17 protein-coding genes are annotated in these 16,866 nt (G+C 50.5%); 8 read left to right on the top strand and 9 right to left on the bottom strand.

The window, feature by feature from the left end; all coding sequences use genetic code 11:
• Window positions 1-61: 61 nt before the first annotated feature.
• Together SFLMC1_RS01810 and SFLMC1_RS01805 are read right to left on the bottom strand one after the other, a co-directional pair.
• Window positions 62-2,725, bottom strand: a complete 2,664-nt coding sequence (locus tag SFLMC1_RS01810) for a hypothetical protein (RefSeq protein WP_152073897.1) — start codon at window positions 2,723-2,725, stop codon at window positions 62-64.
• 105 nt (window positions 2,726-2,830) lie between these two features.
• Window positions 2,831-3,145, bottom strand: coding sequence for a hypothetical protein (locus SFLMC1_RS01805; RefSeq protein ID WP_152073898.1), 315 nt, complete (start codon window positions 3,143-3,145; stop codon window positions 2,831-2,833).
• Between the two features lie 346 nt (window positions 3,146-3,491).
• Here SFLMC1_RS01805 and SFLMC1_RS01800 point away from each other — a divergent pair, with 346 nt between their 5' ends.
• On the top strand, window positions 3,492-3,797 hold the full coding sequence (locus SFLMC1_RS01800; protein WP_152073899.1) for a transposase: 306 nt from the start codon (window positions 3,492-3,494) through the stop codon (window positions 3,795-3,797).
• A gap of 159 nt (window positions 3,798-3,956) precedes the next feature.
• Window positions 3,957-4,190, top strand: coding sequence for a hypothetical protein (locus tag SFLMC1_RS01795; RefSeq protein WP_152073900.1), 234 nt, complete (start codon window positions 3,957-3,959; stop codon window positions 4,188-4,190).
• Window positions 4,191-4,794: 604 nt separating this feature from the next.
• Here SFLMC1_RS01795 and SFLMC1_RS01790 read toward each other — a convergent pair.
• Window positions 4,795-5,733, bottom strand: coding sequence for a hypothetical protein (locus tag SFLMC1_RS01790; RefSeq protein ID WP_152073901.1), 939 nt, complete (start codon window positions 5,731-5,733; stop codon window positions 4,795-4,797).
• A 292-nt stretch (window positions 5,734-6,025) separates the two neighbouring features.
• On the opposite strand from SFLMC1_RS01790, the gene SFLMC1_RS01785 reads away from it, so the two are divergent.
• Window positions 6,026-6,286: a hypothetical protein gene (locus SFLMC1_RS01785; protein WP_152073902.1), complete on the top strand. Its 261-nt coding sequence runs from the start codon at window positions 6,026-6,028 to the stop codon at window positions 6,284-6,286.
• Window positions 6,287-6,547: 261 nt separating this feature from the next.
• Here the strand turns inward: SFLMC1_RS01785 and SFLMC1_RS01780 are convergent, their stop codons facing one another.
• Complete coding sequence (locus tag SFLMC1_RS01780; protein ID WP_187323812.1) at window positions 6,548-7,087, bottom strand: hypothetical protein; 540 nt, start codon at window positions 7,085-7,087, stop codon at window positions 6,548-6,550.
• 583 nt (window positions 7,088-7,670) lie between these two features.
• Between SFLMC1_RS01780 and SFLMC1_RS01775 the strand changes: the two genes are divergently transcribed.
• Both SFLMC1_RS01775 and SFLMC1_RS01770 read left to right on the top strand, forming a co-directional pair.
• Window positions 7,671-8,342, top strand: coding sequence for a hypothetical protein (locus tag SFLMC1_RS01775; RefSeq protein ID WP_152073904.1), 672 nt, complete (start codon window positions 7,671-7,673; stop codon window positions 8,340-8,342).
• A 264-nt stretch (window positions 8,343-8,606) separates the two neighbouring features.
• A complete protein-coding gene (locus SFLMC1_RS01770) occupies window positions 8,607-9,026 on the top strand; it encodes a hypothetical protein (protein ID WP_152073905.1) in 420 nt (139 codons plus the stop codon).
• Between the two features lie 436 nt (window positions 9,027-9,462).
• On the opposite strand, the gene SFLMC1_RS01765 is transcribed toward SFLMC1_RS01770, so the two are convergent.
• Both SFLMC1_RS01765 and SFLMC1_RS01760 read right to left on the bottom strand, forming a co-directional pair.
• Window positions 9,463-9,990, bottom strand: a complete 528-nt coding sequence (locus SFLMC1_RS01765) for an RloB family protein (protein ID WP_261981419.1) — start codon at window positions 9,988-9,990, stop codon at window positions 9,463-9,465.
• A gap of 61 nt (window positions 9,991-10,051) precedes the next feature.
• Window positions 10,052-11,398, bottom strand: a complete 1,347-nt coding sequence (locus SFLMC1_RS01760) for an AAA family ATPase (RefSeq protein ID WP_152073907.1) — start codon at window positions 11,396-11,398, stop codon at window positions 10,052-10,054.
• Between the two features lie 228 nt (window positions 11,399-11,626).
• Here SFLMC1_RS01760 and SFLMC1_RS01755 point away from each other — a divergent pair, with 228 nt between their 5' ends.
• Window positions 11,627-12,583, top strand: coding sequence for a hypothetical protein (locus tag SFLMC1_RS01755; protein ID WP_152073908.1), 957 nt, complete (start codon window positions 11,627-11,629; stop codon window positions 12,581-12,583).
• Window positions 12,584-12,636: 53 nt separating this feature from the next.
• Here the strand turns inward: SFLMC1_RS01755 and SFLMC1_RS01750 are convergent, their stop codons facing one another.
• Window positions 12,637-13,569, bottom strand: a complete 933-nt coding sequence (locus tag SFLMC1_RS01750; protein WP_152073909.1) for an Abi family protein — start codon at window positions 13,567-13,569, stop codon at window positions 12,637-12,639.
• A 272-nt stretch (window positions 13,570-13,841) separates the two neighbouring features.
• Complete coding sequence (locus SFLMC1_RS11395; RefSeq protein WP_410053241.1) at window positions 13,842-14,042, bottom strand: DUF2188 domain-containing protein; 201 nt, start codon at window positions 14,040-14,042, stop codon at window positions 13,842-13,844.
• 273 nt (window positions 14,043-14,315) lie between these two features.
• Between SFLMC1_RS11395 and SFLMC1_RS01740 the strand changes: the two genes are divergently transcribed.
• Window positions 14,316-14,699, top strand: coding sequence for a hypothetical protein (locus SFLMC1_RS01740; RefSeq protein ID WP_152073910.1), 384 nt, complete (start codon window positions 14,316-14,318; stop codon window positions 14,697-14,699).
• Window positions 14,700-14,779: 80 nt separating this feature from the next.
• Here SFLMC1_RS01740 and SFLMC1_RS01735 read toward each other — a convergent pair whose 3' ends face one another.
• Window positions 14,780-15,745, bottom strand: coding sequence for an Abi family protein (locus tag SFLMC1_RS01735; protein ID WP_152073911.1), 966 nt, complete (start codon window positions 15,743-15,745; stop codon window positions 14,780-14,782).
• A 214-nt stretch (window positions 15,746-15,959) separates the two neighbouring features.
• Here SFLMC1_RS01735 and SFLMC1_RS01730 point away from each other — a divergent pair, with 214 nt between their 5' ends.
• Window positions 15,960-16,628, top strand: coding sequence for a hypothetical protein (locus SFLMC1_RS01730; RefSeq protein ID WP_152073912.1), 669 nt, complete (start codon window positions 15,960-15,962; stop codon window positions 16,626-16,628).
• Window positions 16,629-16,866 lie beyond the last annotated feature (238 nt).

Raw genomic sequence — 16,866 nt, 5'->3', positions numbered from 1 at the left:
TACTATCTCGAGATATTCAGCTGTCCCCAAACAAGCAAATGCTCAGGCAGAGAGGCTACGCCTAGCCATTCGCAACATGCCAGCGAATAAACCAGTTGGAATCACTAGAGAGCTCACCAAGTAACTTCTGCTCGAGAGTAGCATCATCGAATTTGCCCTCCTTGCATAAGCGCACAAGCTTAAATGCAACATTAGGGGAAACATCGTGTAACGATTGAAACGCCAAATCGCAAAAAAAGCTCGCTTCCCATCTACGATAGCCCGCAGCAACGCTATCAAGCAATATTGCACGCACCGCAGAGTCTTCACTAAGCATAACGCTCGAACAGATTGCAGAAACGACGCCACAGTATTGATCGCAGATAGCATTACAAACAATCAGCTGCTCAAGTACTTCTAAAAACGCACGCTGACCGGCGGCAGTAAGAGCATCAAATTTAATACCAAATGTCAGGAACTCTATGTCTGTTGCAAAGCCGATAGCAACTTTTAGAGCTAAGCATCTTACAGACCATGCACATGAGTCCATTGATGTAGGCTCTCTAAATACCGGATCTTCGGGCCACTCGTCCGGAAGTTCAGAAATTAAATCCGTCCAACCGACGGGAAGTGCCTTTCCATCACACACGCAACGACATACAAACTTATTTAATACGGACATAACCTCTCCTGCGGAGCAGGGTGATCCTTGATATGCCGGAAGCTCTTTAAGACAATGCTCCAGCACGCTAGCCAAAGATGCGCTAAATGACTCAGAAGGGACATCATCGAGTGAGCGACATAGCAAAGAAGAGAGACGAATGGAAAACCCTGAGTGAAAATCAGAACGATTATTCAAATCAAATTGCCTGCGCAATTCATCGATGCAAGCCATCTCCGTATTGCATGCAGGAGATTTATTGTCTAAATAACAACCCCGCTCAACAGTGGAAAGGCGCTCCACTTGCTCTTCACTCAAAATAGAAAAGCCACAACACTTCTCAACACATCCGAATACGCCAGCAGAAAAATTGTTTTTAAGCAGTTCATCGGAATTCGATTTAAGGCAACTGCCAAGTTGATCAACGAGCCCATTGTCGATTTTGTCTAAATCCATTCCGGCAATAACGTTCGACACATCAGAAGCGACGGTATATAAATGTTGCTCGACAACCTGACAAAGTAGGCTTACAAGCGACTTCTCATCAACCCGCATCTTGATCATGCCGATCGCCTTAATCCATTTTGATTCACATTGCCGAAAATCATCTGCAACGTTTAACGTGTTCCAGACATCGCAAATAGTATCATCCGAAAAATAAGGCGCACACTCCTTAATGACGACGGAACTCATACTCGGACGATATGCCTGGGCCGTTAAAGAAGTCAGATGCCACAGTTCCTCGGCACACGAAGGGAGATATGACCTTAAACCATCGCTCTTATAAGCAAACCTATTCTCGAAGCCCTTAGCATCCCCCTGAAGAACAAGCAGCTTAATTCCCTCGAGCTCAAGTTCAGGCCGATTGTAAATAGAGGAGTAGTCGATAAGCGAATTAGCAAGCAAGCTGCGAGAATATAGGGCGCTCGATATACTCCCGCATAATATTGAACTAAATAACAAACACGATATACTCGACATGACGGAAGCAAGGCTAGCGTCATGTCGAATCGTTGTGTAAGGATTAACCGCCCTCGCCTCTCTCGAAGCGTTTAAGACAGCAGTCCCCACCTCCTCTTCGAACTTAAGCGCAAGGGGAATATAGGCTGGAGTGGAGAGTGCATCAATTTGTTTCTGAATTGACCACTGGGTGCCAAATCCATATTCGGAAAGCATGCCAGCGACAGTCCGCTTGTCAATTAAACAATTACCATAAGCCCAACAGTCTTTCGATTCAATTGAGTCACAGGCACGTTGGAGAAGTTCATAGCACTTGGAATAGCGACCTTCAATAGAAGCATCGAGGGCGTCAAGCCTTAGCGAAAGAGTGTCTCTGGGAATGCCGCTGTCTTTCATAATCTCTTGAATGTCAGCCTTGAATGCACCGACCGAAAAGCGGGTGCCATAAAGTAGCCACTCAACCGCCTTCTCACCAAGGAAGAACAGGTGAGGATTGTCAGACTTTCTCTCAAGCCATTCAGCATGGTAGTTAAATTTTTTTGAAATCAAGGCGACAGAAGCGCCAAAAGCATCAAGAACAACTTCGGGAATAGAGATTGGAGCAATGTCTGCAAAAACCGCCGGTTTACCATCTTCAATTTCAAATCGTCGATTGTGAAACAAATCAACCATCACATTATTAAGCTGATTCATCAGATAAGAAACGAGACCTGAATCACTCGGCAATTCGACGTATGTGCACGCATCCATTTCCCAAACATAACGAAACAGAGACTCGATATCCGACGATGTCTCGCCTTCAAGCTTAACGAGAATGAGTGGCTTTCTGAGCTGGATAGCCCGATATAGCTCGTTACTAGTTCCTGGCCTCAATTCTGATCGTATGATCCCGATCACTATGTCGCTCTGCACTAAGCGATTAAGATAATAAGACGATGATGGTTCAATGCTCGCATGGGACTCGATGGCGAAGGGTTTAAAGATATCCGATTTCAACAAAGCGCGATTAAGCTCATCCCTCAGCGGCTGCCAGTTAAAATCACCTTCATCACGCATCGAAGAGCTAACAAACACCTCAATACGGTCACGATCAATAACCTCGGCGTACAACTCACTAGTATCCATAGAACCTCCTAATGATCGAGTAGATCCATAGAATAACAAGCGGCGCGGACCACTTGTGCTGACGGAAATTGTGCCCATTCGAGCAACTGGTCGTTCATTCTCAACCTATTCTCGAATATCACTCGCGGAGGATTTCATCTCGCCCTCACTCCCCCTCTTCTTGCACAACACATGTATCGCGTGTTCGCCCACGATCGCCATGGACAGTTTCAGCGCCGCATCTTTAACGGCGCTGAAGAAGTTCTCAAGAAACGGCGCGTTCATGTCGTAGTAATTCATGTTCCTAAACAGCGCATAGATTGTCAGAAACTTTTGGGCAATAACCACTTCAACACTTATTCCAAGAGCGTTGTATGGGGGCTGGGAAAACCAGATCAAGGGCCTTAAGCGCAGTTGGACAAACCAATCTCCGACGAACAACGATCCGCCTTTGGCGGTCTTAATAAGCCCATAGGGTTTAGTAGCTGCGCATAAGGAGGTGACACATAATTTCTTGCACAAATTGACAGACACATAGAGGAACACGATCCACGCGTCGTCATATGATTTCAGGCGACTAAACAACAAATCATCGACGAAAGGGACACGAGCAGCGTCTGCGAACATCGCATCGGTCGACGATGGGTCGCTCGACGCGCTGCTCGACGAGGAGACATCCGGGCTCGTCGGGGTCGAGCTCTACGAGAGGACGGCGGGTCGGGAAGCCTAACGCAGCGCCGCTGAACGAGGAGGGCTCGTCACGGGCGCCGAGAAACTCGAACTCATCATGCCGAGTCTCTGCAGGGCGGTCGCGAAGACGGTGCGCGACGGGTTCGCCGAGACACTAGCCTACACGGAATTTTCGCCGAAGCACTGGCGCCGGATAAGGACGAACAACGGGATCGAGCGCATCGACTGCGAGATCAGGAGGAGGACGAGGGCCGTCGGGACCTACCCGGACGGCAACTCGGCCGTCATGCTGGTGTCAGCGAGACTGAAGTACATAGCGGAGCACGAATGGGGCAAGAGGAGGTACCTGGACATGTCCAAACTGGAGGAGATGGACGAGCTGAAGGGAAAAGCGGAGGGCTAGAAGAGGGCGAGGCCGAGGACGGCTTAATCAATTTACGAAAGAATCTTGACGGTACCCGAAAATGTGACCCAACCCCTCGCTTTGCCGTCGAGCCATTATGATAATTAACAACGTACAACGATGAGGAGCCCGAGCGGAACTCAAGTAGACGGGAACAACGTGCAATCAATCGAACATCTAAAGTCCACGGACGGTCTGGGCGAAGGCAAAGGCGGCATTTGGAAGAAGTGGCCTTGGAAAGACCTAGATCACTATGAATTAATGTCTGATCTTATTCTTAAGGCTAACTACAGCATTCAAGACTTCAATGCTGTCATCAAAGACGGATTTTCTCCCAACATTAAGGACACCGTATTTCTAGTAGCACTCGCCACCTGGATTAAAGATGCATAATGGCAGATTAATTACACCTGTTTGAAAGAAGTAATTAGAACCAAATTCGAGCTCTCGAGACAAAATGAACTCACAGAGGCGCGTAATTATCTTGAAGCGGTTCGCTCAATCGTAATTGCACACCCCCTAAATTCGACGAGGCATGAAGAATACGGCTTTGGTCCAGCGGGGCGAATTTGTATTGATGTGAGAGGGAAAAGCCTTCTCGACTCATATCCGGGTGCAGTAATCTATCGCATCACACCAAAAGGATTAGAAGAGACTGATAACGTTGCTGAAAACGAAATCGCACTCATGACTTGTCGTAGCACTCAAACAGAAACTGGCAAGCTACATTTTGAAAGATGCTGTCTAGATATGCGCGATATCCGCAGCTCAGCTCAGGTCTACATTGACGCTTTATACGAACTCGACCGATATCTCGGTCGGCTAAAGAAGAACGACTTTTTTTAAAGAAGCGTAGCCATAGATAGCTAAGCAGATCCTGGATTTTGCTGGGATAAAAAACCTGGGCTAATGGAACTCTGGGCGCAGACTACCGACAACCGCAGAGGCGCCCGTCCGACCGCAAACATGAGCAGAACCGCAATGCTGGAGCTATTCTCTAGCGAATTGATCTGCGCTCAGCCGCAATTGCATTTCGAGCTTCCTTTAGATGCTTCCGTGCCTTTCGGTGTATATCTTTTAATTGCTTAACTGGATCAACATCAACTTCATCATAAACATGGGTCATATCGCCATCATCATATGCAACAAAGGAAGAGCCGCCCAGCTTGCCGACTGCTTTGCTGTGTTGTAATAGCAAACTTTGCATATCCTTACGAGCGGCGCGTATTCTAGGCTCAGCACATTTCAGGAAATGACAGAATAACTCAATAACAAGTTCGTTGCACCTCATGTTTGTATATCGAAAACAAAGATACGGACAATCGGATGAATCATGATCTTTGATTTTCGAAATTGTCTTGTTTAGAAAAGCGCGAAGTTTTGGCGAGGTATTGTATTCGCGCATATCAACAATTTGATCAAGATCAAATCTGACCCGAGTCGCATCATTTTCCCTGACAAGCGAAACAACGGTTTGACCATGCTGAACTGGATTTCGAATCTCATACATAAAAACATAGAGGCCGCCTTGGTCATACCAAGAAGAAGGTAGTTTCCAATAGTCTTTATATAGTTCTTTATTTGAACCTCGGTCATACTTCCGCATAACTGCCTGCATTCTATCGACAAGACCACGGGCTGCGGAAACATAATTTCCAAAGGCAGCGTTAACGACAGTCCTCTCGCCAAAACCCCCATTGGCAAAGCCGTCGGGTAAGAAGTCAAACTGATCGCACGGAACCAAGCGCCTCAGTTCACCATAGTTCCATCGAAACTGTTCATACAGTTGGTTAACCTCCCAAAGTGACCGTACAACGTCGTCATACTCTTTCACTTTGGTTACAGAATCGCCCTCGAGATACTCAATCTTTGAGAGCGCTTTCTGAGCTTCGACACTCACCGATTTGAACGGCAAAACATGGACTAGATCTGCCAAGGGAATCCCCCTAATAGAGCAATAGCCATACCTGTGGCAATTAACAATGTCCCTAGCAAGGCGAACACTAGGGATGCTAACACCAAACGCCAACGGTTTTGTGGACATGACAAATGGAGTCGACGCGGGTCTTAACTTCTTGACCACCCAGTCAACTCGAAATAGCACAGCCTGGGCAAAAGCCACACACCACTCCCGGCACGAGGGTCCAGCCTAGCGCCATTACCTTGGTAGCAAGCACCCCGAACGCACAAAGCGGCCCGGGACATCACTACCCAAGAAATGAAACACCATGCCCAAAAACGACATCGCCCACCTGCTAAAGTTCGCACCCAAGGAGGCGTACATCGACGACCTGCTGAACGGGCATCTCTATTTGAACGCGGCCTGCCACTATCATGGACAGTCTGGTGAACAGGGCGACCCGCTCGAAGCGTCCGTAGTTCCCGGGGCATGCATCTACGGCAATTACCGCTTGCCCATTTACTGCACGTATACGGTCCGCAAGAACGACACCGTCAACAACTACCGACATTGCAACTTAAATCAATAGCCATCGCGACGCATGTAGGTATTTCATTCGATGTTCGACTCTTTCATGAATCCCTTATTGTCCATCAACGGAATCCTAGATTCTCGCCCCTTTTTCACACCATCCTCCAACTGGTACCCGACCAGCACGTCAAACGTTATATGTGCCGCCAGAGATCTGTAGCGGCACTGAGAAAGGCGAGGCGCGACGCCGACCGAATCCCACTTCCCGCCAACCCATTAAAAGCGACCGTGAACCAACAACGGTTAGAACAAAACTGCATCATCCGATTTGGTAAGGAACGACAGGATCAAATTCAACGGGCAAACCCAGTTCAAAATGGAGGATGGGAGATGAGTCAATTTGATCAAGTGATCCATCTCCACGGCGAACCCACGACTTTCCGTTTGCACATATAAAGCCAATCTCAATCAATGGAAATCTGTGCATGCCACCAAAACCACTCATGTCGACATCGGTAATATAGAGCCCAGGAGGAATCAGGGCGAACTTTTTCCGATATTCGCTACGGCCCTTTAAGTCTTCTCCTTTAGTACATCCATGTCCTTTAGTGATAACAACGGTAACCACGACCTCATAAATAGGAAGATCGCTGTCATTTCGAATAACAATATGCGATAAGCCCCGTAAATCGTCTTCGAGCCAAGCAGCAACCGAAGAGGGCTGAGACAGCATGTCCGCCTCTCTTCGACGAGCTTCTTCCTTATGCATGTGTGTCGTGTCACGCCATGTAACAAATCCCGTCAAAATAATAGTTGCAACCGGACACAAGGCCTGAAGAAATTCAAAAACAGCACACATCAAGTACCACCCCTCTTATAAAAACGAACAAGCCCAATAAAGCCACATAGCCAATTGGCTATGTGGCCAAATGAGTTTCATACATTTAAATTAAACATAGTGTCAACTGTTATCAATTCAGGAGGCGATTCAGTTCATCGCTGGCAAGGAAACGCAAAAGATCAGGGAATGACCTCAGAACGCATTTACAGATCGCAAATCCTTTCCATGGCATCAAGCGCGACAGCCAGCATATAAATAACTCAATTTTCTCATCCATCTGTACCCATAAAAACGCAGATACCGTCATTCGGCGGCCTCTGAAAACCAAGCCGGGCGTGCCGCAGCATGGTCTCTTCGTAAAATACCTTTAAGGGGGAACCCGATAGCGGGCAATCGCCGGCAACGAATCCCGCAACTTGAGGAGACGTCTCTCAAAAACTCTTTTCACACCTGTACCATCGTTCCAATGAGCCAGCACACCCAAGCGACGCAGATCCACGCCAATCCGGCACGAAGGTTCTGAGAATTTCCTTTATCTTGGCAGTGAGAAGCCGGAAAGCACAAGGCGGCCCGGGCACCTCCACCCAAGAAAGGATCTTCTATGCTCAAAGACGGCATCGCATACCTACTCAAGTTCGCACCCAAGGAAGCATACATCGACGACCTGATCAACGGTCGCCTCTACATGAACGCGGCCGGCTACTACCATGGCCTGCCTGGTGAGCAGGGCGATCCGCTCGAGGCGTCCATGGCTCCCGGGATGTGCCTCTACGGATATACTTGCCTGCCCATCTACTGCATGTACACGGTCCGCGAGAACGATATTGTCGACAACGCCGCGAAAATCCCGATGCGAATGATTCAGGAGTTCGGGTGCGCGGACGGATGGATCGGCATCGTGCGGTACGAAAGCTTCGCGCGCCTTATAGACAGCCACACCACCGGCGGCGAGGAGGTATACGCCCACGGCGCAATCTCCTATGGCATCCCCGGACCAAAGCTGATCGAGGAAATTTTCCAAGGCACGATCTGCAACCTACTAATCAAAACGCCCAAGTACGCTTACCAGCAGGAATATCGAATCATCGGGTCGAACCCGGTCGAGTGCCGCCTGAGGCCCGATACCAAGCACCCAGGATGCAAAATCGAAGAATATGGCCACGCAGAGCTGGATCTGGGTAGCCAACTCACAGGCTTTTCCTGGAAGACGCCCGTGTCGAGCCTCACGGAGGAACAACACAGACTCGCGCTGGAGCTTCCGCAGCACGCATAGACAACCCAACGCATGCCGCATAGCCGCCAGATGGGGGAAACAGAAAGCCAACAACCCTCCCCCTCCCCAACACTCCCCAGAAAGTTCGCTGATGTTGACTGGTGTTCCCGCAAAATAAAGCCCAACAAAATATGCGCGGAGTGCTGTCCTGGAGCTGCCTTCGGACCCTATTGGCTGCTCACCGAGAGGCTCCGCTATGAAACGACCCTTTACTACCTGCTCTGCGCGATCTCGTGCGCGTCCATGGCCGGCGCGACGCTGCCCATGGCAGCCAAAGCAGAAACCATGCAGCCTCAGGAGACCGCCGAGCAGCGGGCTCAAGCCGACGCCACGAATAGCGACACCGGCAAGGCCAAAGACGGCAGCAACACAAATACGACAGCAGATACCGTAGGGGGCAGCACCGCAACATCCACCGGCACCAGCGCAGTCAACACGGAAAGCGCAACCGGCACCCCCACCACGCCCGGCACCCCCACCGCAACCGACACCGCCGCCCCATCCCTCCGCACCCAAACCAACCCCACGCCCGAGGCAATCTCCACCACGTCACAAACCGGCTACGCCCACTCCGCCACCGCAGGCCAAAACGGCGCCACCTTCACCGTCTCGTGGAACGACGCCCCCCCCGCGGGCACCGCGATGACCTTCCACGTAACCCAAGCCAACGGCTCGTCCCAGTAGGCGCGCATGGATGTGCCCACCTACTGGGACGGCGGCAGCCAGGAAAGTGATATGCTTGGACGCTTCGCCCTCATCCAGAGAAGTATCCACCTCTACGCCGGGAAGAAGACGAATGGAGCTATCTCTTGAAAGAAACTCTTTTAGACATCTAGAGCCATAGAATTATGGTCGGTAATGAAGACCATATCCAAGTCCTGATGCTTTTAAAATACATCAAAAAATCCGTCGATATAGTCGTCAACACCAAGTCTTTTCATTTCAGGAAGAGCGGAGGGACACTGGTTGGAGTGGATATGCAAGTCCCAAACCCTTCCGTATTTTACAATCGGTGAATCCATCGTGTCTCCCGCCATAAGAGATGACTTATTATCCGATGTTTACGGTATTTCGGAAGCCGCTAAAATACCCTACCCTTCAGAGCGTTCTCACGAATCTCTCAACGCATAATACTCTCAACAAGCAAGTATGCATCCGTCATGCCGGGTGCTGGCAGAACAGCCTTGCAACTCACGCGCTTTGCCTTCGCATTTGTGATGGCATCGTGCACCTGTTTGGCTGAGAACTGCGTCGCAGAAACGCGCTTCGCATAGCGAGGCAAATGCTTCTTCAAGGCAGAGTCTACTTTCTCCGGAGTCGTGCAGCCATTGGCCTTCTCGAAGTGCATCACAAGAAACAGCTCAAACTTTGGATTACTTACAGCCAAGTGATGACGATCATCTGCCACCTTCCAGGCCAATAGCTCCTCAAACTCGTCTTCATCCCAATCGTCAACATCCACCACGAGCCATGCCTCGTCCCCGGCACGGAAGTCGTTCTCGCGCAGCGCTTTTTCGAACCGCTTTAGCACAGCAGCTGGATTGTGCCGATTTGGATGAGTGTTCTTTGGGAATTTCACCGACACTTGCGCATCCTTGAAAACGGCCATACCCAGGTAATCACGCTCAGTAGTCCCCTCAGCACTCACCCAGCACACGCAGCGATAGTCTCGAACATTCGTCCTTCGCGGTGCAAGTCCACTTTTACGCCTAGCCAAGCGAACCAGCCTCCCCGAACATCGGAATGCCGCCGAAGCGGCCGTCAAGATAACTGCGAACAAGATCCTTGTCGAAGCGGATGCCCTTAAACTCAGGAAGTCCCACAAGCTCCGAGCAGCCATCAGCGCCACGTTGGGCAACATACATCTCGTCACGACGCATCAAAGACTGATCCATAAGCAGGAGGTCGTGCGTAGTGAACATGAGTTGCTTGCGCGTGTCGGGTCCACACCCCGAAACGAAGTCGGAGACAAGACGCATCGTTAACATTGTGTGCATGCAGCGATCGAGCTCGTCCACCACGTAAACCTTAGAGCATGCAGCGCCACCCATACCCGACTGGTCGAACAGCATAGGCAGAAGCCCCATCAGACGCTGGGTGCCCGAAGATTCCATTCCCAGGGAGAAAATGTGTTCACTGCCGTCGGAGCCAACGTGCACGGTGCGCAGACGTTGCACTTCGGGATGCCCCGCAACCGAACGTACAGTAAGCATCTCAAAGCCGTAGTCCCCCGCCTCGACATCGAGCAGCACGGTAATGACCCCGTCATCATCCAGCTCGGAAATACTGCGCTGCAGAGCGGCATCTTTAGGCAACGCCTCGGGACCAACCGGCTCGGCGACAAGTCTCGATATGCCAGTATCCAAACGCGAAAGCGCATCCCCCGCGAAATCGAGGAAGCCCTCCTGCGTACCAGCGGCTTTAGCGAACGACCATGCCTGCGAGCCAACGCCCACCAGTTCCAGCGTGTGCGAAAACCAGCCGTGCGCCTCCCTGAGCTCTAAAACATTCTGCGCGACGCCGCTCTCCAAAAAAAGTCGGTTTGCACGCGTGCTCTGCGCAGCGTAAGCGACATGCCCAGAATCGCCGAAAAAGTCCTCGTCGAAGAAGTAAGAGTCTGGCCCGCCCTCGACTGCCTCACGCTCGTACAAGACGATGCTCGCTTTCTCCCGCACAAGCTCGAGCGACTCATATACGACTGCGGTGGGAGTTGCCTCAACGTAGAGCCTGTACACGTTCGCACCAACAAGAAACGTGATGTCCAAGGACGCAGGCCTCTCATCGCCCCCAAGGCGAAAGGTATCGATGGGAAGAACCCCATCCACCCCCACATCAACGGTAGCCATTGTTTTCAATGCCGCAAGCGCCTTGAAAAGTGCCGTCTTGCCCGATGCATTGCCGCCGTATATGGCAGCGACTGGCAACACATACTTGCTGCGCCATCCAGGCAGCTTGGCAAGCGTCTCCTTATGTTGGCGCTCAAGCGAGCCCAGCATGCTGAGCTGAGCATCGTTTCCGTACGACATCCAATTACCGACTGTAAGGTCAAGTAGCATACCATTCTCCCTTCAGCAAACGTGATTCTATCACATTCGATGTTACAGATAAGACACGAGCAAGGGAACCGATACCCACGTAGTTAGTACCTTGAATATCAACACTCCCCAGAAAGTTCGCTGATGTTGACTGGGGTTCCCGTAAAATAAGCACCAACAAAATATGTGCGGAGTGCTGGCCTGGAGCTGCCTTCGGACCCTGTTGGCTGCTCACCGAGAGGCTCCGCTATGAAACGACCCCTTTACTACCTGCTCTGCGCGATCGCGTGCACATCCATGGTCGGCGCGACGATGCCCATGGCAGCCATCGCGGAAGCCATCCAGCCTCAGGCAACAGCCGAGCAGCGGGCGCAAGCCGACGCCACGAACAGCGACACAGGCAAGGCCGAAGACGGCACCAACACAAATGCGGCAGCAGATACCGTTGAGGACGGCACCGCAACATCCACCGGCACCAGCACAGTCAACACGGAAAGCGCTAACGGCCCCGCCGCCACGCCCGGCACCGCCACCGCAACCGACACCGCCGCCCCATCCCTCCGCACCCAAACCAACCCCACGCCCGAGGCAATCTCCACCACGTCACAAACCACCTACGCCCACTCCGCCACGGCAACCCAAAACGGCGTCACCTTCACCGTCTCGTGGAACGACGCCCCCGCGGGCGCCGCGACGACCTTCCACGTAACCCAGGCAGGCGGCTCGTCCCAGGCCAAGGCGCGCATGGACGTGCCCACCTACTGGGACGGCGGCGGCCAGGAGAGCGTCTGCGACCCGTCACGCCCGGCATGGGCCGGCTACTACAGTCTTGGCACCACGGGCCACGACTTTACCTTTGACTTCACGGCGTCGGGCACGTACCGCATCCACTTCTACTTTATGGACAACGACAGAGACGACCCCCAAAACGACAAGGGGATCTACTACCTGCGCGCCACGGCGGAGGTGACCGTAAACGACGCCGCCCGCCCGAGCGTCACGCAGATCGTCAACGAGACCGTGGACCTGTGCAGGCAGGAGACAGACGGCTCGGAATACGACATGGCGCTGTGGCTCCACGACTGGACGCTCGACCAGCTGGAGTACGACCACGGCCTCAACTGGTGCTCAGCCGAAAGCGGCCTCACGCGCCACCAGGGCACCTGCGAGAGCTACCAGCGCATCTACAAATCTATTCAGTTTTAGGCAGATAACTTTTCATTCACGAATCAGCATGAACGCATCGAGCCGAACGTCGGCTACAACCCCAATATTTCCTTAGGAAACACACTCGATAAATCGTTAACACCCATAGCGAAAAGCACCTTTGCGCTGGCATCGTTGCTGAGCTCGTCGCTCAACTTAAGCGCATCAAGCAGTATATTTCGGCGTAACATCTTATAGTCATCCTCAGTCAGCACTAGCTCAAGATCGCTTAAAACCCCTACTATATTGACATCGTGAGACGGAGACACCCTGGCACAGAATAGACGCTCGTCATGCGCACAGATATTTCGAAAATCTTTAATGTGATCGTATGCAAGTCTTAGCCTACGCGGGCTGATGCGCTTATCAACTTCATGAGTCTCGGAATAGAGATAGGAAAACGACTTGGCAATGGAATTTCTCATGCTTTCTGGCTGAAACTCATAGAACTTGAATGCCTGACCAAGCATCAAATAATTCATAAGAATCCATACCGGCGTATTATCGTGATTACTCTCATAATGCCGAATATAGTCCCTTTTATAATCACTGTTCCATTTTTGAGACCTACATAGCACCTTTTCGAAATCACCAATGAGCGTGTCGATCTTTTTTCGATAACCAACATCAGCACGGTAAGATCTTCTATCCAGGTATGCTTCCGGGCTATCTTTATGGGCCATTGCGAAACGATAAGAACAGACGGTTTTAAGAATCGCTTCCGCCTTGTTAAAGTACTCAAACATGAGCAGACGCAATGAACGGTCAAATTCGAATAAACGATATATATCAGAGAACTTCGTTCCTTTTACGAAAAATTCGTGACAAGAATCTCTCCGCTGGTCGAGAAATAAATCCTTGTAGCCGTTAACAACCGGATAGTATCCCTCGCGCTCCATAACTAAACGAGTATTGTCATCGCATTCGAGTCCACGGCTTTCAAGAATTGCAATCTGTTCATCAATAGATTTAAATGGTTTATCCATTTGGACCCCTTAAACGCGAAAACCGCCTTTCGGCGGTTCCCACGGACCAAGCCGGACGTACCGTCGCAAGGCCTCATCACAACAATTACTCTAGGGGAGAACTCGGGGGCCGTCAATCCAATACCACGAATCTCCTAAATCAACCCTTGGGAGAGACCTAACATCCAATTCAGGTGAATTAGTCCCAAACTCGCATTTCGCCACAATGTTAAGTCGATCTAGCGACAGCGGGCACGCTATTACGGACCCACTGTCGCTATGGAGCCGAATCCTTATCCCCTCGGCGGGAAGGGGTCGTGCCCATGAGAATCCTTTGCGCGGATTCTGCTGTCGCGACGATGGATGATCAACTCCGACTCTTGATTGGAGCAAATGCGCCGACCGAGCTTTATCGCCTCGCTCTGGGTCGTCGTAACGAAGGAAGCGCGACTTGCCCCCTCACCCTTAACCTGCCAATTGCCATCCGAACGCATCGTAATGTGCTGATTTCTGCCTTTCATAATCACCTCGCCTTCAACTTTGAACTTGTCGATGTGTCTACAGCATGAGATATGCGACAGATACCCTCGTGCCGTTTTTAAAAGTGTAAACACCGGTGCGGACATAAAAAGTTGCACACACGGTGGGCTCGTCAATCTACTTGGCTTTCCGGCAACCCTGCAAACCAAAGCGAAAAAGCAGAGAGGGTACTGAAGTTCGCGCCCAAAGAGCCGTATATCGACGATGTGATGGACGGGCGCCTCTATATGAACGCTGCTGACTATTACCATGGTCTACCCAGCGAGCAGTGCGATCCGTTGGAAGCGTCCTTATCGTTCGGGATGGGCATCTACGCCAACCGGCTCTTACCGATCTACTGCATGTTCACGGTGCAAGAGAGCCACATCGTTGACAGCACTGTCGTGATTACCGGGCGATCGATCGAGGAGTTCAGGTGCGCCGACGGCTGGATCGGCATCGTGCGGTATGGCTGCCTAGAGAGGCTACTAGATAGAAAAACAATTCTGGAAATGGCATTCCCCGCAGGGCCCCGTGCAGCCATATCCCGCATGCTGTTAAAAACGTCAAAAAAAGAGGGCCGACGCATCAACCCTCTTCAGGTGTCGCCCGAAGGCTTCCACCGCAATTGACTATATTATAGTTAATATCCTTCTTTTGTCTACGGGCCCGGACACCAAAGAAAACCATCTTCATCTTAAGGTTTTGACTCTTAAGAAGCAGCTATGTAGCTACGAAGCGCATCCATCTTACCCCTAGCCCCGGTCTTTACTATCTTATGAAAATCAGAAGAAGACAGGGAGCCATGCAGGTCTTCCAGCACGCTAGAGTAGTTCCGAATCAACTGATAGCACTCTGTTTTGGAAACCATCATCTTTCTGAGCAGATAGACAATTAGAACGACATAATCAGTAATAGTTGAAAAGTCTATCGAAGAAACGCCAACCTCAGACGACAGCATCTGACCAAGTTGGTTTCCCACTTTTGCCATCTTAAACCTAACGTCATAAACGGCGCTGTTATGAGCAATCGCGTTACGGAGGTCCTTGAGCACAAAGATTGTACGTTCGAGAAGCCCAGGACCGTCGTAATTGTTCGGAAGCTTTAGGTCATCGGATATGCTCTGCCTAACCGAACCCTTTAAACACGAATAGAAAACGCCGAAGTTTCCTAGAGTCATGACCTCGAATAATGCCCAAATAGGTAAGGGTTTATCGCTGTCGTAAAAATGCCTAACGACAGGGTTTTTACAGTAGTTGTACTGGATCAATCTGTTGATTTCAGCGCGCAAACCTAAGCGTTTTTTCATTGCATCGCTGTATTTGTTACTTTTTCTAGGATAATCACGGTATGCCACGAGCGTTCGAGAAAAAATATCCTCCAGCGCAAACGAGCGAGAGTCTTCAAGCACTGCTTCTAGCGTATAGTTCTTTAGCGCTGTCTCAATAAACATTACGCTTGGATACAAAAGCGCCTTAACCGCCATATCAAACTCATTTACGGCAATAACCTCATCAAAGCTCGTTAACTCTAAGCAATTGGACGAATTGCCCACAAAGCGATGACCCTTGTAGCCATGGTAATAGCCGTAATTCTTCATCTTTCTTTTATGGACAGAGCCGTGTGTCTCTATCCCTTTATCCCTTAGATGCTTCATGAGGCCATTGAGTGTTTTCATTATGGGGTCCTTAAGTGCGGAGCCGAAATTGGATTAATTATATCCGGTACCGGGCCAATCTAGGATATCGGTACAAATGGCCCCACCCCACTTCCCTAAAGCCGTAAAATAAACAATGCAGGCGCGCGCATCCCCAGAAAAATGCCCTCAACATACTTAAATCCGCAATTAGGCAAACACCAAACCCATAATCCGGACAACAGAGGTGAACCATATGCATAGCCCCATTGATAGCGAAAGATACGTCAAGCCCATCCTTGGCAGGACCAAAATCGATATCTGGGAGTGTTATGCGAGACATGTTCTGCAATTTATCGATAGCGACAAATACGGCAATTTGGCTTACAGCGACAAACCGGATCTTATCGATCGGACACAGTCCCTGGGCATCGAGGTAACAGCTTCCCAATCACAGGACAGCAGAAAGGCAAAATCCCTCTATTCCAAACTCCTATACGAGAATGATTCATCTCAGGAAAAACGCCGAATCGAACTTATTGAGCAATGTGGAGCGCATTTCGAAAAAGGAGTCCTGTTTGGTCCAAATGGTACGGATTCATTCGATCCGGTTATTGAGGCTCTTCGCAAAAAGCTGGACAGACTCGACTCTGGTGACTACGAACTCTTTAGGAGAAACGAGTTGTTTGTCAGATCCAATATTCTTGCTGACGAGGAAATGCTTCGCGAAGCGCTCTCCAACATGAAAAAAGAATCCAGTGGTCACTCATGCCACTTCGCATCTGTTATCGTCTCGGTCCCTGGATACAATTACGTTTTCGACCTCGATGCATCGACATGCGCACCTCTTGAATTCGGATACGAAGACCAGTATCGAATTGCTCTTGAAGCAAACAAGGAAGTGAATATCGCACAGTCAAGCTGAGCCGCGATACTACGAGCGATCTATTAACAGACCATTTCGTAGCAGTTAGGAATAAGGCCCCCGGAGCTCTTTACTGCGTAAGCCTCAGCGTCCCAATGAGCCATCACCCTAAGCGACGCCGGCCCGCGCCAATCCGGTGCGAGAGTTCTGAAAATTTGAAACCACCGCGTCACGCATAGCCGACCCAACACGGGTCAGAACGCCGCCGGGGACTAAAGCGGGCCCACCATCCGTCCCC

It is taken from the genome of Collinsella aerofaciens (genome assembly GCF_901212495.1).
GTDB lineage: Bacteria > Actinomycetota > Coriobacteriia > Coriobacteriales > Coriobacteriaceae > Collinsella > Collinsella aerofaciens_H.
Note: the sequence above shows the minus strand (reverse complement) of the source record. Positions and strands in the feature narration are given on the sequence as shown.